28 protein-coding genes are annotated in these 22021 nt (G+C 43.7%); 18 read left to right on the top strand and 10 right to left on the bottom strand.

Annotation, left to right across the window (positions count from 1 at the left end; all coding sequences use genetic code 11):
* Positions 1-18 precede the first annotated feature (18 nt).
* The 5 genes from ACYVAA_RS03870 (at position 19) to ACYVAA_RS03890 (ending at position 3959) form a co-directional block, all read left to right on the top strand.
* On the top strand, positions 19-939 hold the full coding sequence (locus ACYVAA_RS03870; protein ID WP_460538748.1) for a WD40 repeat domain-containing protein: 921 nt from the start codon (positions 19-21) through the stop codon (positions 937-939).
* Positions 936-1820, top strand: coding sequence for a DivIVA domain-containing protein (locus tag ACYVAA_RS03875; protein ID WP_460538749.1), 885 nt, complete (start codon positions 936-938; stop codon positions 1818-1820). Before ACYVAA_RS03870 ends, ACYVAA_RS03875 begins: the two co-directional genes overlap by 4 nt.
* On the top strand, positions 1820-2185 hold the full coding sequence (gene folB, locus ACYVAA_RS03880; protein ID WP_460538750.1) for a dihydroneopterin aldolase: 366 nt from the start codon (positions 1820-1822) through the stop codon (positions 2183-2185). Before ACYVAA_RS03875 ends, folB begins: the two co-directional genes overlap by 1 nt.
* Entirely contained in the window at positions 2186-2644 is a 459-nt protein-coding gene (locus tag ACYVAA_RS03885; RefSeq protein WP_460538751.1) for a DUF4268 domain-containing protein, read from the top strand.
* A 424-nt stretch (positions 2645-3068) separates the two neighbouring features.
* Complete coding sequence (locus ACYVAA_RS03890; RefSeq protein ID WP_460538752.1) at positions 3069-3959, top strand: hypothetical protein; 891 nt, start codon at positions 3069-3071, stop codon at positions 3957-3959.
* A 12-nt stretch (positions 3960-3971) separates the two neighbouring features.
* Here ACYVAA_RS03890 and ACYVAA_RS03895 read toward each other — a convergent pair whose 3' ends face one another.
* Both ACYVAA_RS03895 and ACYVAA_RS03900 read right to left on the bottom strand, forming a co-directional pair.
* Positions 3972-4472 carry a DUF6265 family protein gene (locus ACYVAA_RS03895; RefSeq protein WP_460538753.1) on the bottom strand — a complete coding sequence of 167 codons (501 nt, stop codon included), beginning with the start codon at positions 4470-4472 and terminating at the stop codon, positions 3972-3974.
* Between the two features lie 13 nt (positions 4473-4485).
* The gene (locus tag ACYVAA_RS03900) at positions 4486-4806 is read right to left on the bottom strand and encodes a HesB/IscA family protein (RefSeq protein ID WP_460538754.1); all 321 of its coding nucleotides are present in this window, start codon (positions 4804-4806) and stop codon (positions 4486-4488) included.
* Positions 4807-4910: 104 nt separating this feature from the next.
* Here ACYVAA_RS03900 and ACYVAA_RS03905 point away from each other — a divergent pair, with 104 nt between their 5' ends.
* The 4 genes from ACYVAA_RS03905 to ACYVAA_RS03920 are packed head-to-tail and all read left to right on the top strand — an operon-like array spanning position 4911 to position 7235.
* Positions 4911-5432, top strand: a complete 522-nt coding sequence (locus tag ACYVAA_RS03905) for a DUF7935 family protein (protein WP_460538755.1) — start codon at positions 4911-4913, stop codon at positions 5430-5432.
* Between the two features lie 12 nt (positions 5433-5444).
* Positions 5445-5861, top strand: a complete 417-nt coding sequence (locus ACYVAA_RS03910) for a YkvA family protein (protein WP_460538756.1) — start codon at positions 5445-5447, stop codon at positions 5859-5861.
* Positions 5862-5898: 37 nt separating this feature from the next.
* On the top strand, positions 5899-6507 hold the full coding sequence (locus ACYVAA_RS03915; RefSeq protein ID WP_460538757.1) for a thioredoxin family protein: 609 nt from the start codon (positions 5899-5901) through the stop codon (positions 6505-6507).
* Between the two features lie 11 nt (positions 6508-6518).
* On the top strand, positions 6519-7235 hold the full coding sequence (locus tag ACYVAA_RS03920) for a Rossmann-fold NAD(P)-binding domain-containing protein (protein ID WP_460538758.1): 717 nt from the start codon (positions 6519-6521) through the stop codon (positions 7233-7235).
* A 19-nt stretch (positions 7236-7254) separates the two neighbouring features.
* Here ACYVAA_RS03920 and ACYVAA_RS03925 read toward each other — a convergent pair whose 3' ends face one another.
* Complete coding sequence (locus ACYVAA_RS03925; protein ID WP_460538759.1) at positions 7255-8454, bottom strand: hypothetical protein; 1200 nt, start codon at positions 8452-8454, stop codon at positions 7255-7257.
* Positions 8455-8487: 33 nt separating this feature from the next.
* Between ACYVAA_RS03925 and dtd the strand changes: the two genes are divergently transcribed.
* The 3 genes from dtd (at position 8488) to ACYVAA_RS03940 (ending at position 10865) form a co-directional block, all read left to right on the top strand.
* Positions 8488-8940, top strand: coding sequence for a D-aminoacyl-tRNA deacylase (gene dtd / locus ACYVAA_RS03930; protein ID WP_460538760.1), 453 nt, complete (start codon positions 8488-8490; stop codon positions 8938-8940).
* A 7-nt stretch (positions 8941-8947) separates the two neighbouring features.
* Positions 8948-10456, top strand: a complete 1509-nt coding sequence (locus ACYVAA_RS03935; RefSeq protein ID WP_460538761.1) for an ATP-binding cassette domain-containing protein — start codon at positions 8948-8950, stop codon at positions 10454-10456.
* 82 nt (positions 10457-10538) lie between these two features.
* Positions 10539-10865 (top strand): nucleotide pyrophosphohydrolase, encoded by a 327-nt coding sequence (locus ACYVAA_RS03940; protein WP_460538762.1) that lies wholly within the window; start codon positions 10539-10541, stop codon positions 10863-10865.
* Between the two features lie 166 nt (positions 10866-11031).
* Here ACYVAA_RS03940 and ACYVAA_RS03945 read toward each other — a convergent pair whose 3' ends face one another.
* From ACYVAA_RS03945 to ACYVAA_RS03955, 3 genes are read right to left on the bottom strand one after another with little or no spacing between them, the layout of a single operon-like run.
* Positions 11032-12195 carry a beta-ketoacyl-[acyl-carrier-protein] synthase family protein gene (locus ACYVAA_RS03945; RefSeq protein WP_460538763.1) on the bottom strand — a complete coding sequence of 388 codons (1164 nt, stop codon included), beginning with the start codon at positions 12193-12195 and terminating at the stop codon, positions 11032-11034.
* A 1-nt stretch (position 12196) separates the two neighbouring features.
* Positions 12197-12793 (bottom strand): ATP-dependent dethiobiotin synthetase BioD, encoded by a 597-nt coding sequence (gene bioD, locus ACYVAA_RS03950; protein ID WP_460538764.1) that lies wholly within the window; start codon positions 12791-12793, stop codon positions 12197-12199.
* Between the two features lies 1 nt (position 12794).
* Entirely contained in the window at positions 12795-13916 is a 1122-nt protein-coding gene (locus ACYVAA_RS03955; RefSeq protein WP_460538765.1) for an aminotransferase class I/II-fold pyridoxal phosphate-dependent enzyme, read from the bottom strand.
* Positions 13917-14171: 255 nt separating this feature from the next.
* Here ACYVAA_RS03955 and ACYVAA_RS03960 point away from each other — a divergent pair, with 255 nt between their 5' ends.
* A complete protein-coding gene (locus ACYVAA_RS03960; protein ID WP_460538766.1) occupies positions 14172-14552 on the top strand; it encodes a GxxExxY protein in 381 nt (126 codons plus the stop codon).
* 103 nt (positions 14553-14655) lie between these two features.
* On the opposite strand, the gene ACYVAA_RS03965 is transcribed toward ACYVAA_RS03960, so the two are convergent.
* The 3 genes from ACYVAA_RS03965 to ACYVAA_RS03975 all read right to left on the bottom strand — a co-directional run bounded on the left by ACYVAA_RS03965 (position 14656) and on the right by ACYVAA_RS03975 (position 16971).
* Positions 14656-15381, bottom strand: a complete 726-nt coding sequence (locus tag ACYVAA_RS03965) for a 2-phosphosulfolactate phosphatase (RefSeq protein ID WP_460538767.1) — start codon at positions 15379-15381, stop codon at positions 14656-14658.
* A 52-nt stretch (positions 15382-15433) separates the two neighbouring features.
* Entirely contained in the window at positions 15434-16528 is a 1095-nt protein-coding gene (gene gcvT, locus ACYVAA_RS03970; RefSeq protein ID WP_460538768.1) for a glycine cleavage system aminomethyltransferase GcvT, read from the bottom strand.
* A 116-nt stretch (positions 16529-16644) separates the two neighbouring features.
* Entirely contained in the window at positions 16645-16971 is a 327-nt protein-coding gene (locus tag ACYVAA_RS03975; RefSeq protein ID WP_460538769.1) for a HesB/IscA family protein, read from the bottom strand.
* Between the two features lie 97 nt (positions 16972-17068).
* On the opposite strand from ACYVAA_RS03975, the gene mce reads away from it, so the two are divergent.
* Positions 17069-17476: a VOC family protein gene (gene mce / locus ACYVAA_RS03980; RefSeq protein ID WP_460538770.1), complete on the top strand. Its 408-nt coding sequence runs from the start codon at positions 17069-17071 to the stop codon at positions 17474-17476.
* 143 nt (positions 17477-17619) lie between these two features.
* A complete protein-coding gene (thiL, locus tag ACYVAA_RS03985) occupies positions 17620-18663 on the top strand; it encodes a thiamine-phosphate kinase (protein WP_460538771.1) in 1044 nt (347 codons plus the stop codon).
* A gap of 130 nt (positions 18664-18793) precedes the next feature.
* Here thiL and ruvC read toward each other — a convergent pair whose 3' ends face one another.
* Complete coding sequence (ruvC, locus tag ACYVAA_RS03990; RefSeq protein WP_460538772.1) at positions 18794-19363, bottom strand: crossover junction endodeoxyribonuclease RuvC; 570 nt, start codon at positions 19361-19363, stop codon at positions 18794-18796.
* A 32-nt stretch (positions 19364-19395) separates the two neighbouring features.
* Here ruvC and ACYVAA_RS03995 point away from each other — a divergent pair, with 32 nt between their 5' ends.
* The 3 genes from ACYVAA_RS03995 to ACYVAA_RS04005 are packed head-to-tail and all read left to right on the top strand — an operon-like array spanning position 19396 to position 22016.
* On the top strand, positions 19396-20511 hold the full coding sequence (locus ACYVAA_RS03995; RefSeq protein ID WP_460538773.1) for a glycosyltransferase: 1116 nt from the start codon (positions 19396-19398) through the stop codon (positions 20509-20511).
* Positions 20512-20539: 28 nt separating this feature from the next.
* A complete protein-coding gene (locus tag ACYVAA_RS04000) occupies positions 20540-20791 on the top strand; it encodes a hypothetical protein (RefSeq protein ID WP_460538774.1) in 252 nt (83 codons plus the stop codon).
* 13 nt (positions 20792-20804) lie between these two features.
* Positions 20805-22016: a PP2C family protein-serine/threonine phosphatase gene (locus ACYVAA_RS04005; RefSeq protein ID WP_460538775.1), complete on the top strand. Its 1212-nt coding sequence runs from the start codon at positions 20805-20807 to the stop codon at positions 22014-22016.
* Positions 22017-22021: the final 5 nt, after the last annotated feature.

Below are 22021 nucleotides of genomic sequence, written 5' to 3' on the forward strand. Positions count from 1 at the left end.
TGAATCAAAATGCAATATATGTCAAAAATTCAAGTAAATAAACTTTATACTTTAACAGGACACAACGATAGTATTTTTGCCTTGGCAGAGGGGAAGGACCCCCGGTATTTCTTCACCGGTGCCGGAGATGGGATGGTGGTGCAGTGGGATCTGGAAGCGCCCAAAGACGGTAAACTGATCGCCAAATTGCCCAATTCGATTTATGCGCTGGAAGTGGATAGGCAACGAAACCTGTTGTTTATTGGCCATAATTTTGAAGGTGTCCATGTGATTGACCTGAATACTTTAAAGGAACTTTGGTCACTAAAGGTTACTGACCATGCCATTTTTGATATTAAGATATATGGAGATAGGGCATTTGTAGGTACAGGGGATGGGGTAATCACCGTTTTGGATATCAATGAAAGGTCCATTCTCAAGCATATCAAGTTGGGGGAGAAGAATATCCGAGTAATGGACGTGGATAGGGAAAGACAGCATTTGGCGGTAGGTGCCAGTGACAATACCGTGAAAGTCTTTGAACTGAAGGATTATGCGCCGGTAAAAAAACTGGAAGGGCATAGCAATTCTGTTTTTGCTTTGCGTTATTCTCCCAATGGTAAGGTGTTGGTGAGCGGGGGAAGGGATGCCCATCTTAAAATATGGAATGCAGAAAGCTACCATCAGGAAGAGAACATCGTTGCCCATATGTATGCCATCAATTACCTGGCCTTTCGAGAAGATGGCAAATATTTTGTAACTTGTAGTATGGATAAATCCATAAAGCTGTGGGAAACCGCGACCTTTCAATTGAAAAAGGTGATTGATAAATCGCGGCATGCAGGCCATGGCACTTCTGTAAATAAGGTGATTTGGAGCAGGTACAATCAGCAGGTTATCGCCGTGAGTGATGACCGTACCATTTCCATTTGGGATATTGAACTTGATGAAAATTTATGAAAATAACACCGTTAGAAATCCGTCAAAAGACGTTTGAGAAAAATTTCCGAGGATTCGATAAGGACGAAGTAAGTTCTTTTTTGGTGTCACTTTCCCAAGAATGGGAACGGGAAATGGACGAAAAGCGGGCGTTGCAGATCAGGCTTGAGCAGGTGGAGAAGGAAACGGCCAAGCTTAGAGAAGTGGAAGATTCTCTTTTCAAAACCCTCAAAGCAGCGGAGGATACCGGTGCGAGCATGATCGAGCAAGCGAATAAAACCGCTGAACTGATCCTCAAGGAATCCCAAATGAATGCTGATGCCATGATTGCGGAAGCAAAGAACAAATCCCGAAGCATCATTGAAGAAGCGGAAAGCAATGCCAAACGGATTGTAGAGGACCTCAAAGGAGAAGTGAAAAATTTGGTGGGAAATTATGAAGAGCTGTTGGCGCAAAGGGAGATGGTTATCCGTAACCTGAAAAACCTGGCAACAGAAAGCTTGGAAAATGTGAAGCAGTCCCAAGAGGATATCAAACGAATCGATTTAGAGATCCACACCAAAGCAGTGAAGGAGCTTAGCCGCTCCGTTTCACAGTACGGAGGGGAAATGGAGTTGAAGCAGCCCAAGGAAAAGTCACATTCCTTTGTCATCGAGCCAAAAAAGGAAGCTGAACCTGTTAAAATAGAAGAAAAAGCGGAGCAGCTTTCTGAAAAGATACAGGCAGAAGAAAAGGAAACACCAGCGGTTGAAGAACTGTCAGCTGAGGATAAAGCTGTTTCAAAGGAGACTATCCCGTTTAAGGAAAGCCCAAGCCCAGAGGTAATCAAGGAGGATAAACCGAAGGAAGACCCCGGGGCCCCTAAAAAAGCTTCAGGATCATTTTTTGACCAGTTTGATTGATGGGGAAAGTATCGCTAGAGGGGATAGAGTTTCATGCCTTCCACGGGGTTTTTTCGGAGGAAAAAAAGCTGGGAAACCGCTTTACGGTGGATATCCATGTGGAAACCGATTTCAAGAAAGCCATGTTGGAGGATGACCTCGACGAAACCGTCGATTACGCTAAAATATACCAAATAGCCAAGTCACACATGCAAGAGCCGGTGCACTTACTGGAACACCTGGGGCACCTGATGGTTCAGGATATCCTAAAGGTTTATCCCGCCCTCAAAAATGTGGAGGTGGTTATCAAAAAGCATAATCCTGCTTTGGGCGGGGTAGTCAATTATTCCGTAGTAAAAGTTTCCTATCCCGAAGATTACAAATAAGTGTACAAAAGAGCAGAGATCACCAAGACCAGAAAAGACTTTTGGACGGCTTTTGGGCAATATATGAAGCCCGTGCCATCTGCGGAGGGAGTTCGGGTCAATTGGCAAAATTACAATACCCACGTTCCCCAAGTGTTTTTTAGGATGAAAGCGGAAAGGGGCTTTGCCTCGATAGGAATAGAGGTCAATCACAAGGATACCGAAATGCAGGAACTGGTGTTTGAGCAATTCGAACAGTTCAGGGCTTTACTTCACGGCACATTGGGAGAGGAGTGGAGTTGGCAACTTCATGCTGTGGACCAGTATGGCAAGGTCACCTCCAAGATCGAAAAAAGGATCGAGGGTGTGAATGTAATGAACCGGGACTCCTGGCCTGAAATTATCTCTTTTTTAAAACCAAGGATTATCGCTCTGGACGAATTCTGGTCCAATATCAAACCGGCTTTTGAGGATTTTTAAGAGAAAATTATTATCATTGTTTATAGTGTTTGTTTGACATTTGTTTCGTAGTGATTTCATTATCTGACTATCCAGGATTTTGCACGTAGCATTAATAGAACAAAATAGTTAACAGAAATCCTTCTGATGGCCTTTGGAGCATTCGGTTTTGGGACAGTTGATGAAGGCGTTAAGAAAATGAGTTAGCTCGCGAAGTGGACGAGCGAGATCCACTCATTTTTAGTCTACAGCAAATGGCACAAAATCAAATTGAGACAAACTGATCGTAATCGAAAACGAATTCACTCAATTTGAAGAAGGCTCCGTGGCCTAGATTTTTGGTTCTTTTCATCAATGGAAAAGAACAGGAAAAAACAAAAAAAACTCATAAGATTCGGTTATGTGTAACATTACGGATGCTTATATTTCATTAAACCTGTTTTTTATGAAAAAGACTTTTATTGTTTCGTTTTTTTGCTTGATACATGTTGCCGTTTTTGGGCAAAACCCATCTCCTAAAGAAGAGGTTTCCATTTATGAGGTTGGAAAGCCCATTAGGAGTTATGAAAGCAACTTTGAGAACCTGTTTAGCAACTGGTCTTCTGAAATTGTATCCAATGCTGATGAATTTGAATTGGTGGACTATAGCTTTGTTGAAAAAATCGACGATAGTCAAACCTATCAGCATTACAGAAATTATTATTCGGGGGTTAAGGCAGTTGGTGTGGGGATGTCAGGTTCTACTTCCTACCATTCCAATGAAGATAAAAGGGTTTATAAAATTAAGTTGAAACCCCATAATTACTATTTGGACAGTTCCGGGTACCCTAATAGCATAAAGAGGTTTATTACTCCTGAGTTTTTTAAAGAAATGGTTCAATTGATGGAAAGGGAGATCAATATTGATGAGATGGCGCTTAATCATTACTTGGTTTCAAAAAGGACGATAGAGAGTGATTCCACTTACAAGACCCTTCCTGATGGATCAAAAGAGATCCGAGATTATTCCAATAAAACCGAGTTCTCAAATTTTGAATACGTGACACCCCATGAGCTGTCAACTGATTTTATAAACATCAACTACAAGAAGACAAAGACCTTAAATGACCTTTCACCTGAGGAAGCGAGGAAATTAACTTTAGAAGGACTATTGGTGGATAGAATAAATAAACAAAGACAATTTACCAAGATGATTGGTTTGGGGGATGTGGTTTATAAGATCAACTTTAAATACAAAGGTGAGCCGTATACGCATTATGTCATCTGCGATGCAGAGGGAAAAAAAGTGATTTACGATAATGTGTTTTTGCGGATCAAACTTCCCGGGGAAGGCTGATCAAACAGTTTTCTAAAGTTTCACCTTAACGTATTCCAAAGTTTCGACAGAAGTCTGCCCATTATGCTCCATGGCCAGTTTGAGGGTCAAGGAGCTTTTTTTTCTATGAAGCGTCAATCCACTGAAGTAGGCAGTCTTTCCTTCGGATTTTATAAAACGGAAATTGACCCACTTGTCTTTATCCTCCCAAGGAGAAAAATCACCGTTGAAGTGTTTGACCTTAAGGTAAAGCCTGCCCTCCTCTTCGACGATTGCCATGTATTCAGAGAAAATGAGCTTTCCCTCTTCCACAAAACGGAAAATCCCCGTCATGCTGTTGCCTTGGGGCGGGAGCCAAAGCTCATCACATTCTCCGCCAAAGCCCGTACCCTTCCAATACCCCACTAGCCAAGATAAATCCTCTAATTGGCCCATGGCGGCCGGTTCATCCTTTTCCAACTTGAGGACCTCTTGGGCCATGACAGTATGAAAGAAACCAATAAGGGCCGCTATCATCAGGAGACATCTTTTCATGGGAAAAGGAGGTTTATTCAGTTACATCGTGTCTTTTGGGAATATCGGGATTGACAAAGGTAAAACCCCGGGCATCATTGCCTTCATAGAAATCGATCTCCATTCCCATTAGGAACATAACATGCCTTTTTTCGATCAGCACAGGGATTCCACCAAATTCAAAAGCCTGGTCCCCTTCTTTGGATTTGTCAAAGCCAAGGGCGTAGGACATGCCCCCACAGCCACCGCCTTTGACACCCACTCTTAAAGAGTATCCTTCCGGGATGTTTTTGTGCTTCATGATACTTTTGATCTCCTCTTGCGCCTTTTCGGTTATTTTAATAGGAATTAACATGACTAGTAAATGTTCAGAATGACTTCTTGGTTCAAAAATAATGACAAATAATCAACTTGTGTTTGAAATATTTTAGATATTCGGGTAGAAATCAAAAAATGCAAATGGAGTACGTTGTTGAATTGTTAAAGGTCATTTTGCCGGCGGGCCTTGTGGTTTATGGAATGTATGTGGTGGTGGTTTCATTTTTGTCCAAAGACCGGGAGGCCAAATTGGTAGATTTGAAAACCCAAAACTCAAATACGGTGCTGCCGATCCGTTTGCAGGCCGGGGAGCGTTTATGTTTGCTCTTGGAGCGGATTTCCCCCAATAACCTGGTGAGAAGGGTGAATGACCCGTCCTACTCTTCCGGAGAGCTTCACGGTCGGTTACTGCACGAAATAAGGGAGGAATTTAACCATAACCTGGCCCAGCAGGTTTATTTTTCTGATGAAACCTGGGAAAGTGTCCGGAATGCTGTAGAGGGGGTGGTGACATTGATCAATACCTCCATGCAGGAAGTGGCTCCAGATTCCAAAGGGGTAGAGCTGGCCAAAAAGATATTTCAGCATTCCTTGGAGCAGAAAAATGATGGCATTTCATTTGCCTTGAAAAAGGTGAAATCAGAAATTAGGGTATACTTTTAAGTTAGGGAGATCATGGAAAACTGGAATAGTGAACAAGGGAAAGTCTTGGACAAGGCAAAAAGGTTTTATCATAAAAAAGCCGAGAGGATAGCGCAGAGCAAAGAAAAGCTTCATCAATTGATCCAGAAAGTTTCTGATAAGCTACATCAATTTGCTGACAATCCTACCATTAAAGAATCCAGGTTTTATTTGGATGTGTTGCTTAGGATGGTCAAGGCCTATTACAAAAATGAGTACAGGTCCTTTTCCACCAAAACACTGGTGTTGATGGTCCTTGGATTGCTGTATTTTGTCATCCCCTTTGATATTATACCTGATTTTATTGCCGGCCTGGGCTTTGTGGACGATTTGTCCGTTTTATTGGCCGTTACCAAAAGCATTCAATCGGATATTGAAGATTTTTTGGACTGGGAGAGAACTAAGCTTTAAAGGCTCTTGTTAATAGCCCAAAAAATAAGGAAATTATATGACGGCCATTACTTCTTCGATCACTCCAGAGTTGATCGACCAAGCAATGAATTATACAGCATATCGAGAACTGATCGATAAGCTGCTTCAGGAAAACAAAACGACTGGCGACAACCATTCAGAAGCAATGATGGACTATGCCCGGATCAATGTCCAAAGGATGAAGCGATGGGATAAGACCTCCAAGGTCAGTGAAGATATCCAAGAGCTGATTCGTGGAATAGAGCAAGATCAGATTTGGTTGGTTTTGACCGAAGGCTGGTGTGGGGATGCGGCCCAGAATATTCCCTATATTGAGAAATTGGCTGCTTATAATGAAAAGATCAGCGTGCGGTATATCCTTAGGGATGAAAATCTGGACGTAATGGATGAATACCTTACCAATGGAGGTAGGTCCATCCCGAAGCTTATTGCCATGGAAGAGGGATCTTTGGAGGAACTGTTTACCTGGGGCCCCAGACCACAGGAGCTTCAGAAGATGATGCTGGAATATAAAAATGACCCCAAGGGCGTTTCCAGCGAGGAGTTCAAGAAAAGCATCCATCTTTGGTATGCAAGGGATAAGAACCAAAGCATAGAATCTGAATTTGTGCAATTGTTAACCTAAAATTGATTTCCATGAAGACCATCGCCATTGTTTCCGGTGCATCGGGTTTGATCGGTGTACAGCTTTTGCACCAGCTGTTTCAGGAAAAGTCCTATGATTACGTCATTACGGTGTCTCGCAGGGAACTGGCTTTTAAACATGCCAAAATGGTTCAGGTGGTCGCGGATTTTGAGCGGTTGGAGCAGGTAAGCCTGTTGGACAAATTAAGGGAAAAGGACTTCGGGGGCGAGCATCATGAGCTGATCAATGCCCTTGAAAACAAAGGAGCTGTCATTCATGCCTTTTGTGCCCTGGGGACCACCATCAAGAAGGCAAAGAGTAAAGAAAATTTTTATAAAATAGATCATGATTACGTGATCAATTATGCAAGGTGGGCACACCGGTGGGGAGCTACGAAATTTTTATATGTCAGTTCTCTTGGCGCCGATCAGCTATCTTCCGTCTTTTACAGTAAGGTAAAGGGAGAAGTGGAAGAAGATCTTAAGGTGGTTCCATTTAAGTATTTGGGGATATTTAGGCCTTCCATTTTACTTGGCCATAGGAAGGAGGTCAGGATTGGCGAAAGTTTGGGTAAAGTATTGGCCAAAGCTGCTACTTCTTTTGGGCTCTTTAAAAAGTATAAGCCGATCTACGATCATCAAGTGGCCAAGGCGATGATTCATCAGGCCATGAATGATGAACTGGAGGTAGTTAAAATCATCGAGTCCAGGGAGATGCAGATTTTTTAGGGTACAGTGGGCCTGCTACCTAATGATTCTGGGCCGCTTGAGGTTTCGCAATCAACCATTTTTTGCTAACCGCCATTAGCACAAGCGTATACGCGGAATAAATCAATGCCCATTGCCAAGGGGCATATTCCGGATACCAGGTCTTCCATTGGTTAAAGTCTGATCCCCCATCGGGAATAAACTCAAACAGGCGCATGGCCGGAATACTAATGCTTAGCAAAACAATCCATTGGGTTTTGGATAAATGTAGATTGGGAAGTAGAAGTAAAAAGAAATACGGAGCTCCCAAAAATGCAATCCGGGTAAAATCTCCCCCAGCAATGAGGCTGAAAAAAGTATAAATAGCTATCAAAGGAACCAGCACCTTATGGTGAGGGTTTTTGAAATTGACCAGCTTCTTCCAGTTCCAAACCAATACCCAAACAAAAGCCCCGAAGGCTATTGACAGCGATAATACCCACCTTATCAGGAGATCGGGGTGAGCAAGCAACCCCAATGTATTGTAAAACAAATTGACCGCCCCGTTTTTCCCAGCATTTGCTGCTGGAAAGAAGTGGGTAGTAATCGTTAATGTCAACCAGCTTATCAAGGTGGCTCCAATCAAGGACAGACAGGCTTTTTTATCTCCCCTTTTCCAAAAATCCAGTCCTGGAAAGAGGGAGAGGGTCAAGAGAATTGGGAAAATGGATTCTTTTTGGATGGTGGCAAATGGAGTGGCGACTAACAACAAAATCCAATTTTTAGAGATAATGGCATAAAGAATTAACAGCTGGAAAAAGTAAATGGGTACATCCACAGTAATGGGATCGGATAGATTGGCCTTGAGAACTCCCACCCAGTGAAACGTGATCCAAAACCATCCCAGCCAGGCTTTAAACCTGTCCAGCCCCATATTTTCCGAAAGCTTAAACCACAGCGGTATCCAAATAAGTCCAAAGAAAAGATTGATGGCTTTAAAGTTGGTGAATACAGCGTCTGATGGAAGCTGGGCAGCAAGCCAAGTAACGAAGATACGGACACTAAAGGGGTAGTTGATTTCGTAATCTAAGGCTTCTCCACGAAAGTAGTCATAAGCTTTTTCGTATTGATTGGCATCGAAAAGTAGGTTGAGGCTGTGCTGAATAGGCTGCTGAAACCAATTGAAAAGGACAAAGCCCAATAGGGTGATCCCCATGGCCAAAATGATGTTGTGAAAACTGTATATCTTCCCTGATTTCAACTATCTTCGGATTTCATTAAAAATTCGAGTACAATGATAGCAGTTATTCAGCGAGTTTCTGAATCTTCGGTGAAAATTGACGGTAAAGTAAAAGGGGAAATCGGCCAGGGGCTGATGGTTTTGTTGGGGATCGAGGAGGCGGACAATTCAGAGGATATCGTGTGGTTGACCAAGAAAATCATCAACCTGAGGATTTTCGGGGATGAGAATGGGGTGATGAACAAAAGTTTGTTGGATGTGGAGGGGGATGTGCTTTTGATCAGCCAATTTACCCTTCACGCAAGTACCAAAAAAGGAAATAGACCTTCTTATATCAAAGCGGCAAAACCGGATATAGCCATTCCTCTCTATGAAGAGTTTATAGGTATCATGGAAAAGGATTTGGGGAAAAATATTCAGACCGGAGAGTTTGGAGCAGATATGAAAGTGGCTTTGGTCAATGACGGGCCAGTGACAATAAGCATAGATACAAAGAACAAAATCTGATAAGAGGATGGATCAAAGTACATTTCTTTCCATACAGCATGCCAAGGTCAAGTATTTTGACAGGACCATATTCACTGAACTCAATTTCACCATGAAAGAGGGTGAAAACTGGGCGGTCTTGAGTGCATCCGGTGCAGAAAAGACTTCTTTCTTGGATACGGTTTTAGGGAAAACGGTGCTGTCTGAAGGAAGGGTGACAAGGGAATTTGCACTGGACTACCAACAATCCATGAGGGAGCAGGGGAAGATCAACAGTTTTAGGGACCTGATATCTGTAGTATCCCAAAAATATACTTTTACCAATAAATCCAACCTTCAGAATTTTTACTATCAGCAACGTTTCAATTCTTCCGAATCAGAAGAGGCTGCCACGGTGAAAGAGCATCTACAAGGGGTAGAAGAGAAGCAAGAAGGGCCTTGGAATGTCATGAATGTGATGGATCTGTTGGAGCTGAATGCCTTGAAGGATAAGTCCTTGATCAAGCTTTCCAATGGGGAGTCAAGACGCTTGGCCATCGCCAGCGCTTTGCTGAGAAATCCAAAACTTTTTCTGATGGATCAGCCCATGACCGGTTTGGATGTGGAGACCAGAAAACATTTTAATGAAGTTTTGGGAGCTATCGTGGAATCCGGGATACAGGTGATCATGACTACCTCACCGGACGAGATTCCGGATGCGATCACCCATGTCGCTATCATGGATGGGGGGAAGGTGATTCAGGTAGAGGAGAAAAAGGATTTTCAACAAACCGATTTGGTCAACCATGCTGCCCTTTCGCAGTTTGACCATAAAAAACTAGATGAGCTGATCCGTCTTAGACCGATAGCCAAATTCAAAACGTTGATCCAGATGAACCAAATCCATATCCAGTATAATGGAAAAGTGATATTGGATGAGGTGAATTGGAAGGTAGATCAAGGAGAATGCTGGGTGTTGAGAGGCCACAATGGGGCAGGGAAATCCACTTTGCTCAGTCTGATCAATGGGGAAAATCCACAGGCTTATGCCAATGATATGGTGTTGTTTGATCATAAAAGAGGGACGGGCGAATCGATTTGGGATATCAAGCGGCCCATCGGTTTTGTCTCCCCCGAGCTGGCCAGGTACTTTCCCAGTAACCAGACCTGCCTAAAGGTGGTGCTGTCTGGGCTTTTTGATTCCATTGGCTTATTTAAAAAGGTGACTCCCGAGCAGGAAGAGCAGGCCATGGATTGGCTTAGGCTGTTCCGGATAGAGCATACCGCCAAGATGCTTCTCAGCCAGATCCCATTGGAAAACCAACGGTTTTGCTTGCTGGCCCGGGCCATGATCAAATCACCGGCATTGTTGATCCTTGATGAAGCCGCGCAGGGAATGGATGATGAGCAGCGGATTCTTTTCAGGGAGACCATCGATCATATTGGAAGGCATAAGGATGTCTCCATGATTTATGTGAGCCATTACGAGCAGGATATTCCTAAGGTAGTAGACCATGAACTGGTACTGGAAGATGGAAAAGTGGTGAGGAAGATTTGAAAGGTAAGAAGGTCGAAGTAAGAGTTACGAAGTAAAGTAGATAGCACCAATAACTATTAGCCAAGAAAATAATTACCAAACAATGACGATAGAAGAAGCACAGGAAAAAGTGGATCATTGGATCAAAACGGTAGGGGTGAGGTATTTTAATGAACTGACCAATATGACCATCCTGACGGAAGAGGTGGGAGAGCTGGCTAGAATTATGGCCAGAAAGTATGGGGAGCAGTCCTTTAAGGAAAGTGATCAAGGCAAGGATCTGGGGGATGAAATGGCGGATGTGCTATGGGTGCTGATCTGTCTGGCCAACCAGACCGGAGTGGACTTGACCGAGGCGCTGGAAAAGAATTTTGAAAAGAAGAATATTCGGGACAAGGACAGGCATAAAGGTAATGAGAAGCTAAGGTAGTAGGGAGTCTAAAGTCTTGAGTAGTGAGAATGGCGTTTGAGGTTTCTTTAGAGCTATTGTTAGTGATTTCAAATCCCAAACGGCTTCGAAACAGCTTTTTGAATCATGGCATGACTCCAAGTCATGCCATGATTGTGTTTAAAGGGGGCTATCCAGCATCTATCCTCTAGGCTCTTCCAACTATGGCACAAATGGCCTGTCCGCCAAAACCCAAAGCGGTGATCAGGATACGGTTGATGGATTTGGGAGGTGCCGATTCATTTTTGATGTAGTCTGGAAGGGCAGGAAGTTCCTGGTTTTGCAAAACCGAAATGGCCAAATCCAGGTTGGCTGCTAAGCTTGAACCAAGGGAGTGGCCGATTTTCCATTTATTGGAAATGGTAAACGGCACTTTATTGTTGAAGATGGTTTGGTAAGCAGTTCTTTCGGCAAGATCTCCCAGTTTGGTGCCTGGAAAGTGACCGATAATCAAATCAATGTTCTCGGGAATTCTATTGGTAAAAGCATTTTTAGCTGCAGAGATGATACAGTCGCCTGAGGCAGACAATCCCGTGGAATGGTGGATTTTTTCCATCGCTGAGCCCACTCCATCCAAATAAGCTAGTATACTATAATTGGACTTAACCAGTTTAAAGGCGTATGCCCCCTCGCCTAAAACCATGGTGTTCTGTTCCTTTTCAAAATCCATGGACCTGCAGGGATAGCCATTATTTTCTTCACCGGCATAGATCCTTATGGCCTTCATTTGGTCGATGGTCAACTGGTTTGTAGGACATTCGACTGCGGCGGCAATGAATGATTTCGCCATGCCGCTGTTGAGCCAGGCGAAGGCATTTTGCAGTGTCAGCCCGAAGCTGCTGCAGGTGGAGGACTGAAAGAAAAGTGGGCTTTCTGATTCATGCAATAAGCTGGGCCAGCTGCTGGCAAATCCAAGGGTAGAGTGAGGGGAAGTCCAAACCGGCAAAGCAGGGTTTTCAGTCTGCATCCTGGATAGAAAATCAATGCTTCCACGGGAAGTTGCTGCATTGATCATTTGGTCCTCAGCAGGCTGTAAGTTCATCTTATGAATCAGGTAAGAGAGCAATTTTGCTTCCTCTGGAAACCGCTCTGGCTTATGTCCTAACTCCCGGATGTAGGATTGTATGTCCTCCCAAATAGATGGAGGAACGCTTGCTTTCCAGTCTCCTTTTTTATTTTGATCCAAAAAATGACTGCCACTGGCATACCTTTGGCCTTCTTGGGAATCATGGAGTCCTAGAGGGTTAAGCCCCATGGCTTTGATAATGCCAATTTGATGTTCTTCTGATCTTACCATTCTGTTATCATTCATCTCATCCAATTTGTTTAAGAAGTGGTAATTCCTTTTCGTCTTTGGCCCATTCGTCCATCCTATATTGCGCTGTAGGTGAAAAACGCTTTAAAATAGCCTTTTCTGAGGATGCGTTTTTTTCTCCGTTCCAGATAATCGTGAAGTCATGGATTCCAGCGCCTTGGAGTGCTTGTAAGGTTAACAGGCTATGGTTAATACTGCCCAAGTAATGTCGGATTACGATAACAGGATGAAGCGCTGAAGCCAGTAGGAAATCCAGAAAGGTCTCCTGATCATTTAAGGGGACCATCAATCCTCCAGCCCCTTCCACGCAGAGCTTTTCTTCCTTTTGGGGAATAAGGGACAGGGGCAATTGAATGGTGGTATTTTCAATAGCGGCAGCCAGATGAGGAGACTGGGGAGTCTTCAGCCGATAAGCTTCCTGAAGGACTTTGGTAGTGGGGGAGTGCTCTGAAATAAACATGGAATCTGACCGGTCCAAATCCCCGCATTGTACCGGCTTCCAATAACTATGGCCGAAGGTTTTGCACAATGAAGCAGCACAAACTGTTTTACCGATTCCTGTACCGATCCCTGTGACAAATACGCTGTTATTCATATTAAGAGTTCAACAAATTGATCAATTGAATTAATTCACGCTCTGTATTAAAAGCATGGAGGACCATGCGAATTCTTTCTTCACCAGGTTTCACTGTTGGAGAAAGGATGGCATAGCAGTTAAAACCTGCATCCTGAAGTAGTTTAACTTTGGCTTTCAACCTGGTGATATCGGCACATTGCCAATACTGAATGGGACTGTTGTTTTGGGAAAAGCTGGTGGATGCATTTTTAGCCAACCGCAAATAGGAGGCAATACTTTTCTCCAGGTCGTCAAAGTTGTGTTGCTGTTGAAATAATGTTAAGGCTGCTTGGATGCTTTCCACTTGGTCGCTGGAAGGGGCGGTGGTATAAATAAACGCCCGGCTGAAATTGATCAAAAAGCTTCTGAGCATTGCAGACCCAAGTACCATGGCCCCGTGGCATCCCGCGGCTTTTCCGAAGGTGATGACCCTTGCAAACAGGTTGGGATGGGAAGAATAGGCTTGCGCAATGCCTTTGTTTTCCGGCCCGAGTGTGCCTAAGGAATGGGCTTCATCGATGATCAAGGCAGCTTGGTGCTGTTGGCAAAGGTCCAGCATTTTTTTGATATCAGGGATATCCCCATGCATGGAAAAAAGGCCTTCAGTAAGGACGAAGATCCTTTTTTCCTTTCCTGATTGAAGTTCGAGTTTTTTCTCCAGGTCATCCAGATCATTGTGCTTGAAGGGCGTCTTTTGCGCAAACCCCAAGCGCATGCCTTCTTTGATGCTGGCATGGACATGCTCATCAAAGACAAAACAACTGTCCTTGTCTCCGAGTGCGGAAAGAAGGCCAACATTGGCCATATAGCCTGAATTGTAGAGCAAAGCTGCTGGGCTCAGCATAAAGCCGGCAAAATCCTGCTCCAGTTTTTCAATCTCAGGGTGGTTGCCGCTGATCAGACGTGAGCCGGTGGCCCCCATCCAAGCAGATGTAGAAGATTGGTTCAATACTTTCCGAAGCAGGCCTTTGGTGGAGTAGCCCAGGTAATCATTGGAAAAGAAATCCACTTTGTCCGGTGAAGGGGTTTTTAGGGTCCTCAGCCTATTGGAAGAGGCTGCTTGCTCCAATTTGGACTGGATAAATTGGTGGTGCTTTTCCATGGAGCACAAAGGTATGGTCTATGGACCGAATTGCAAAGCTAGACAAGGAATGGCAAGTGTTTTTAACCACAAAGGGCTCTAAGGTGACGCAAAGAGCTCAAAGCTTTAGGGTAAGGCATGCGTAAGGGGGAATTGATTTTTCAATGGAAAGTTTATTAAATATTCAATTTGTAAGAATATTATTGATCTAAGTAGGTCTTTTAGTTATATTCATCGAAGTGTTTTTTGTGGGTATTATCTCTTGATTTTTTTACAATGACTGAAAATGAAATAGCTAAAAAGATAATAGGTTGTGCCATTGAGGTTCATCGGGCTTTAGGACCGGGATTGTTAGAGAATGTATATCAGGAATGTCTTTTTTATAAGTTAAGAACGTCTGGCGTGTTCGTATGCAAAGAGGTTGAATTGCCTGTGGTTTTTGAAGAAGTTAAACTTGCCTGCGGTTATAGGTTAGACCTTATGGTTGAAAACAAAGTGGTCGTGGAAATAAAAAGTGTGGAAGTCCTAAGTGATATTCACCTAGCTCAATTATTGACCTATTTAAAGCTGGGAGACTTTAAGCTGGGACTATTGATGAACTTCAATGTTTTGCTTTTAAAGCATGGAATAAAAAGAGTTATCAATGGAGATTTATGAAAAACCTAAACGGCAAGCAATAACTTGAGATTTCTTAAATTTTTTAGAAAAGAATCTTAGTGGTCTCGGTGATACCTTAGTGCACTTTGTGGTAAAAGTAATATCAGATCACTTTTTGCACTGCTGCTTTCACCAGTTCGTCACCTTTCAGTTTGCCGATGAAGTCGTACTTGTCCAAGGTAAGACAGAAATCAATGTCGGCTTCGATATTGTGGTTTTGGAGCCGCTTGGCGTGGGAAGCCTGGCTAAGGAAGCCTTTCAGGTCATTTTTGTTTTCTTCATACAAGGCCTTCATAGCAATGGCCCCATCACAGTCATATACAAACTGTGCCGATAAAACACTGACCAATGCCCCTGCATACAGGGAGTCCTCCAGGTTAAACATGCCCTTCCAGCCAGCGCAGTGGATGATCACGTCCTTTCCTTTTTGGACCAGATAATCAGCTGTGGCCTGTAAGTTCAGGAATGCACCGATAAGTACTTCCGCAGCATCTTTTTTTGACTTTTCAATGGTGAGGGTGCCGTTTGTGGTGGTGACAGCGATTTTTTTGCCTTCGTAAGCATTGTTCAAATAGCTCAAGGGAGAGTTTCCCAGTTCAAAGCCTTCAGCCGTCTGTCCGTTACGTTCCCCCGCAATGACATAACCATTTGCCTTCATGGCCCTGCAGGTTTCCAGTCCAGCTACAGGAGTGATGGAATGGACCTTGTTGGCCAAGCCGGTGACCATGGTAGAGGTAGCCCGAAAGATATCAACGACTACGACTATCTTGTCCTTAAGGTCATGTAAATGGATTAACTCCGGGCTAAGGCAAATTTCGATTTTGTTCATTATAGGTAAAAGCTCCCGAAGAAAACGGGAGCTGTGGTTTATGGTGTTAATTTTATTTTTTCAACAAAGGCAGCTTTTCAATCACCGCAGCAAGGTTTTTGTTCCGTACGCTAACGGCTATTTCAGTGCCTGGTTTGGCATAAGCCGTTTCTACGTAGCCCAAACCTATACCTTTGCCCATGCTCGGGGACATGGTTCCAGAAGTAACTTCACCGATCTGCTTTCCGGATTCGTTGACAATAGGATAGTGGGCCCTGGGTATACCTTTGTCCTTGAAAGTAAAGCCCACCAACTTTTTGTTCACCCCTTCTTCTTTTTGTTTTTTAAGGTTCTCGCTATTGATAAAGTCCTTGGTGAATTTGGTGATCCAGCCTAAACCTGCTTCAAGCGGAGAGGTGGAGTCGTCGATGTCATTACCATAAAGACAATAGCCCATTTCCAGTCTCAAGGTGTCCCTGGCTCCCAAACCGATAGGCTTGATGTCAAATTCGATACCGGCCTGAAAGATAGCATCCCAAACTTTATCGGCATCTTCATTTTTGACATAGATTTCGAATCCACCGGCGCCGGTATAGCCTGTTCCCGAAATGACCACATCTTGGACACCGGCAAATTCTCCAATAGCAAAATGGTAGAACTTGATGTCATCCAATTTTACAGGGGTCAATTTTTGCAGTGTTTCACTGGCTTTGGGGCCTTGTACGGCAAAAAGGGAGATGTTGTCAGAAATGTTTTCCAGTTCTGCCCCCATATTGTTGTGCTTGTTTACCCATGCCCAGTCTTTGTCGATGTTAGAGGCATTTACCACAAGCATATATTCTTCTTCTCCGATTTTATAAACGATCAAGTCATCCACGATTCCTCCTGTTTCATTGGGGAAGCAGGAGTATTGGGCCTGGCCGATGACCAGTTTAGCAGCATCGTTAGAGGTGACTTTCTGGATCAGTGCCAGGGCATTTGGGCCTTTGACCATAAATTCCCCCATATGGGAAACGTCAAATACCCCAACGCCGTTCCTGACGGTGTTGTGTTCTTCTTTATCAGATGAGTACCTCACGGGCATATTATAACCTGCAAAAGGCACCATCTTGCCTCCCAAAGCGATGTGTTTATCGTTCAGTGCAATTTTTTTAATCGTGTTTTCCATATACTTGGGTTTAATTTAGCTTGGGCAAAGGTAACAAATGAGACCAAAGATTACGAGTGGGGCATAAAAAAAGACCGGCAACAGTGGCCGGCCTAAAAACGTTTTGGTAGGAAGGGTTAAATGGCAAAGCTTTCGCCACAACCGCAGGTTCTGGAGGCATTGGGGTTGACAAACTGGAACCCTTTTCCGTTCAGTCCGTCTGAAAATTCCAATGTTGTGCCCGCCAGGTAAAGGAGACTCTTTTTGTCCACAATGATTTTGATGCCTTTGTCTTCAAACACCTGGTCATTGTCAGCGATGTTTTCATCAAAACCCAGGTCGTACATCAGTCCTGAGCAGCCACCACCTTTTACAGAAACCCGGATGTTTTCATGCTCCTTTCGGCCCTCTTCCCTTTTCAATTCTAAAATCCGCTCTTTTGCTTGGTCTGAAATGATGATCATATATTTTATGGTTTTAAATCTGCTAATGAATTTCGGATAAGCTTGAAACATACTTACCTTGGAAATAATTCCTTCTACAAATATACAAAATTAAGCCATGAGAAAAATTGAGCACTTGGGAATAGCGGTAAAAGACCTAAAAAGATCCAACGAATTGTTTGCCAAATTACTCGGCAGGGACTTCTATAAGGAGGAAGAAGTGGAGGGAGAGGGAGTGGTGACTTCTTTTTTTAAAGTGGGCGAAACAAAGATTGAATTGCTGGAGGCCAGTAAAGAAAACAGCCCCATTGCCAAGTTTATAGAAAAACGCTCGGAGGGAATCCATCATATAGCTTTTGCTGTAGAAGATATTCATGCAGAAATGACAAGGTTAAAAGAAGAAGGTTTTGAAATACTCAATGAAGTGCCCAAAAGAGGGGCGGATCATAAATTAGTTGTATTTTTGCATCCTCGAAGCACTAATGGTGTTTTAGTGGAACTTTGCCAGGAGGTAAGGGGTGTTTAGTATTCAGTATCAAGTATCAAGTCTTTAGTATCAAGTATTAAGTACAAGGAGAGTGAAGAAGAGATGGTCAGTGGACTGTTGACTTTGGTCGGATTAAAAATATAGTTCCCATGAGTGGGAAGAAGGTTTAATAAAGCATAATTATGAGTGAAAAGCGAACAGAAATAGGTGAATTGGGAGAGTTTGGCCTTATTGACGAACTGAACAAACATATTATAATAAGGCATAAAGATACCCTGAAGGGAATAGGTGATGATGCGGCGGTTTTGGATGCGGGAGAAAAAGTGAAAGTAGTGACTACAGATTTGCTTCTGGAAGGAGTGCACTTTGACCTTGCTTATGCACCCTTGCACCACTTGGGGTTCAAAGCCGTGGCTGTCAATATCTCTGATATCGCCGCCATGAATGCCCTGCCCAAGCAAATTACCGTAAGTTTGGCCCTGAGTAACCGCTTTTCGGTGGAAGCAGTGGAAGCACTTTATGCAGGGATCAATGCTGCTGCCGAGCATTATAATGTGGATGTCATAGGCGGAGATACGACAGCCAGTAGGTCTGGTCTGGTGATCTCTGTTACGGCGATCGGAGAAGTGGAGAAAGGCAAGGAAGTCTACCGTTCGGGAGCAAAAGTAAATGATATTGTCTGTGTGACCGGGGATCTGGGAGGTGCCCTGATCGGTTTGCAAGTATTGGAAAGAGAAAAGGAAGTGTTCATGGCCGACCCCAATATGCAACCACAGCTGGAGAAATATACTTATGTGACGGGGAGGCAGCTTAAACCGGATGCAAGGATGGATATTGTCCATGAACTTAGGGAGCTGGGAGTGGTGCCGACAGCTATGATGGATATTTCCGATGGCTTGGCCTCAGAACTTTTTCATATCTGCAAGCAGTCCAATGTGGGAGTGACCATTTATGAGGATAAGCTACCGATAGATAAGCAGACTTATGACACAGCGGTAGAGTTTAATCTGGATCCCATTACTTGTGTGCTCAATGGGGGAGAGGATTATGAACTGCTCTTTACCATTAGCCAAGAAGATTTTAACAAACTGGAAAAACACCCGGATGTGCACTTTATAGGTCATGTCACCAAGGAAGAGGACGGTAAGTATCTGGTGACCAAAAGCCAAACGGCCGTGGAGCTTAAGGCCCAAGGTTGGGTGCATTTTCCCGAAAAGAAAAAATAGAGGCCAGGAAAGCTGAGGTTTTTTAACCACAAACAAAGGGTACTAAGGAAGCGCAATGGTTGCTGAGCTGTTGATGGATACGAACATGCTTAGGAACCTTTGTGCCTCCTTTATTTATTTTATGGTCAAGTTATTTTATTCTATCAGGGTTTTCTTCTAGGAAAGCTTTCCAGCCAGCCGAGCGGCCACGGCTTTGGAGCCTTCCATCATGGAAGTGATGACAGAGCGCTACTGCCAGGGCGTCCGTAGCATCCAGCAGTTTGGGGACATCAATGTTGAGCAGGGTTTTGAGCATGTCTGCTACCTGTTCCTTGGAGGCATTTCCGTTTCCGGTTACCGATTGTTTTACTTTCTTGGGCGAGTATTCGGCGATGGGGATATCCCTCGCCAGTGCCGCGGCCATGGCTACCCCCTGGGCCCTTCCCAATTTAAGCATGGACTGGACGTTTTGGCCATAAAAAGGGGCCTCTAGTGCGACTTTATCCGGAAGGAATTCATCAATGATGCCGGTGATGCGTTCGAAGATTTTTTTGAGCTTTAGCTCATGGGAACCGTATTTTTTCAGGTGGATTACACCGTATTGGATGGTTTCGTATTTATTGCCCTTGACCAAAATCAGCCCATAGCCCATGACATTGGTTCCTGGATCTATGCCCAAAATGATTTGCTCTTTCACTGCCTTTTTCGCTATTTTGCCCATTAGCGCAATTTAGCAGAAATCCTTCCATGGGCATGAATCTTTTCGCACTTTTCTTATTTACCGCTTTGGCCATTTATTTGGCCATTCTGGTGGTATTGTCCATCAAGTGGAGGCAGAAAATGGGAGTCAGGGAAGAGAAGGAAGATGTATTTGATTATCCAGTTTCTTTGTTGGTGCCCTTTAGGAATGAACGGGAGAACTTGCCTGAACTGCTCGAAAATTTGGCAGAGCTTTCATATCAAAGTTTAGAGGTTGTGCTGATTGACGATCAGAGTGAAGACGGAGGAGGAAAGTATGTTAGGGAGTGGATAAGATCAAACGGCAAAGAGAATTTTAAGCTGATAAAAAGCGAGGGTGAAGGGAAAAAAGCGGCTGTCGAGCATGGCGTAGTGGTTTCAGAAGGGCGGATTATTCTCACTACTGACGCGGATTGTCTTTTGCCAGTGGATTGGGTGCAAATGATCCTCCAACCTTTCAGGGATCCTAAAGTGCAGATGGTGGCCGGTCCTGTAATGTCAAAAGAGGGCAAAACAGAATTTGAACATTTCCAGCAGATCGATTGGGCAGGAATACTTTTGATGACCAATTTTTTCTTTCAAATTAAAAGGCCTGTCATGTGCAGTGGGGCCAATATGGGCTATAGAAAGGAAGCGTTTTATCACTTAAGAGGGTATGAAGGCAATGCCCATTTATTGTCCGGGGATGATTCGTTTTTACTGGAGAAGATGTACGACAGGTTTGGAGGAGAGGCCATTACGTTTTGTACAGAAAATAAATTATTGGTGAAAACTTCCTCTGCAAATTCATGGAAGGCATTTGTGGCCCAGCGAAAGCGATGGGCCCGAAAGTGGAACAAACACCGACTGTGGCAGAATGCATACGGGGCCGTTGCCAGTACGGTTCTTTCATTATCAAGTTTATCAAGTATCATTCTGTTGTTTGGTGGGAGAGGTTTTCCTTTATTATTTGTGTTGTTTTGGGGACTTAAATTTGCTTTTGAGTATGTGGTCTTGGGCCAGGTTTTAAAGGGTTACAGGGTGCGTTTGCCCGTTTTAAGTTTTGTTTACGCGAGTTTTTGTCATCCCTTTTATGTTGTTTTGGTAGCGATTTCTTCCTTTTTTGGGCATTCCAGCTGGAAAGGAAGGTGATCTAAAATTACTTTAATGTTTAGCTAAAATGTCCGAAGAAGAATTTGAATTGATGGATGAATTGTATTTTGTACAATCCTATGTTTATTTAAAAGAGACGCTCAGCTGGGAAGATGAGGCGCTTTTGAGTACCTTGCAAAGATTGTACAGCAAAGAGCTGATCAAGTGCCTTTCCGGACCGGATGAGGAAATCTTTGGCCAGGTGAGTATACCGGAAAAAGGAAAAAACTATTATTATCTGGCTACCAAGAAAGGGCTGATGGCCCACAATACATTATAAAAATTAGAGCCCGGTGACCACGGAAACAGTAAAATATCAAAGAAAAGAGCTGGAATTGAAAGCCTTGTTGGAGATCACCCAGGCGATCAATGAAAACAAAACGGAAACCGTATTGCTCAATATATTCAAATTCACTTGTCTGGTGCATTTAAATATACGGTCTTTGGTGCTTTATGTGGCCAATCAGGAAGGCTATGAGGAGCGGGTAAAACATGGGGTAAAGCAAAATATTCCCAAATTGATTCCGCATAGTGATGTGGATGATAACAGGGAGATCGGCAAGTTGAATTTGGTGATGCCCTCTGAATATTCCTTTAACGAGCTGGATATCTATGTGCCGGTGTACCATAAGGATAAGATGCTCGCGATCTTACTGCTTAAAACCAAGGATACTGAACGGGAGCTGGACTTGGATTTTACACAAGCCTTGACCAATATCTTGGTAGTGGCTTTGGAAAACAAGCGATTTGCAAGAAGGCAGTTGGAACAGGAACGTCTAAAGCGGGAAGTTGAGATTGCCAGCAATGTGCAAAGGATGCTGTTTCCGGCCGATCTGCCAGAAACCGAGCGGCTGAAAGCCAAGGTGACTTATTATCCGCACAGCACTGTAGGAGGTGACTATTATGATTTGATTAAAAAATCAGAGGATGAAGTCTTTTTTTGCATCGCTGATGTGTCAGGAAAGGGGATGCCGGCAGCTTTGCTGATGTCCAACTTTCAAGCTGCTTTGCGGACTTTGTTAAGGAGTTCTTCAGATCTGGAGATGATTGCAGGGCAGCTGAACTTTACTATTTTTGAGAACACCAATGGAGAGCGGTTCATTACGTTTTTCCTTGGGTACTATAATTATAAAACCAAAACGCTGCAATTTGTCAATGCCGGGCATAACCCGCCGGTGCTTTGCCGTGAGAGGACAGGTGAGGTTGAGCTGCTTCAAGCCGGAACCACTATTTTGGGGGCTTTCAAGGATTTACCTTTTTTGGAAGTGGGAGAGAGAAAAGAGCTGCAAGATTTTACCATCCATCTCTACACGGACGGTTTGACGGAGGTATTTAACAGTCAGGATGAAGAATACGGGGAGCAGCGATTTTTGGACTTTATCGACAGTCATGCTGAATTGGAGCCGGAGGTGTTTCATCAGGAGTTTTTTGAGGACTGGAGTCAGTTTTCTGGAGAGGTGCCCCGAGGAGATGATATTACCTTATTAAGCGTCCGTTTTAAATAAGAACA

The sequence above is a fragment of the Echinicola sediminis genome (assembly GCF_054777495.1).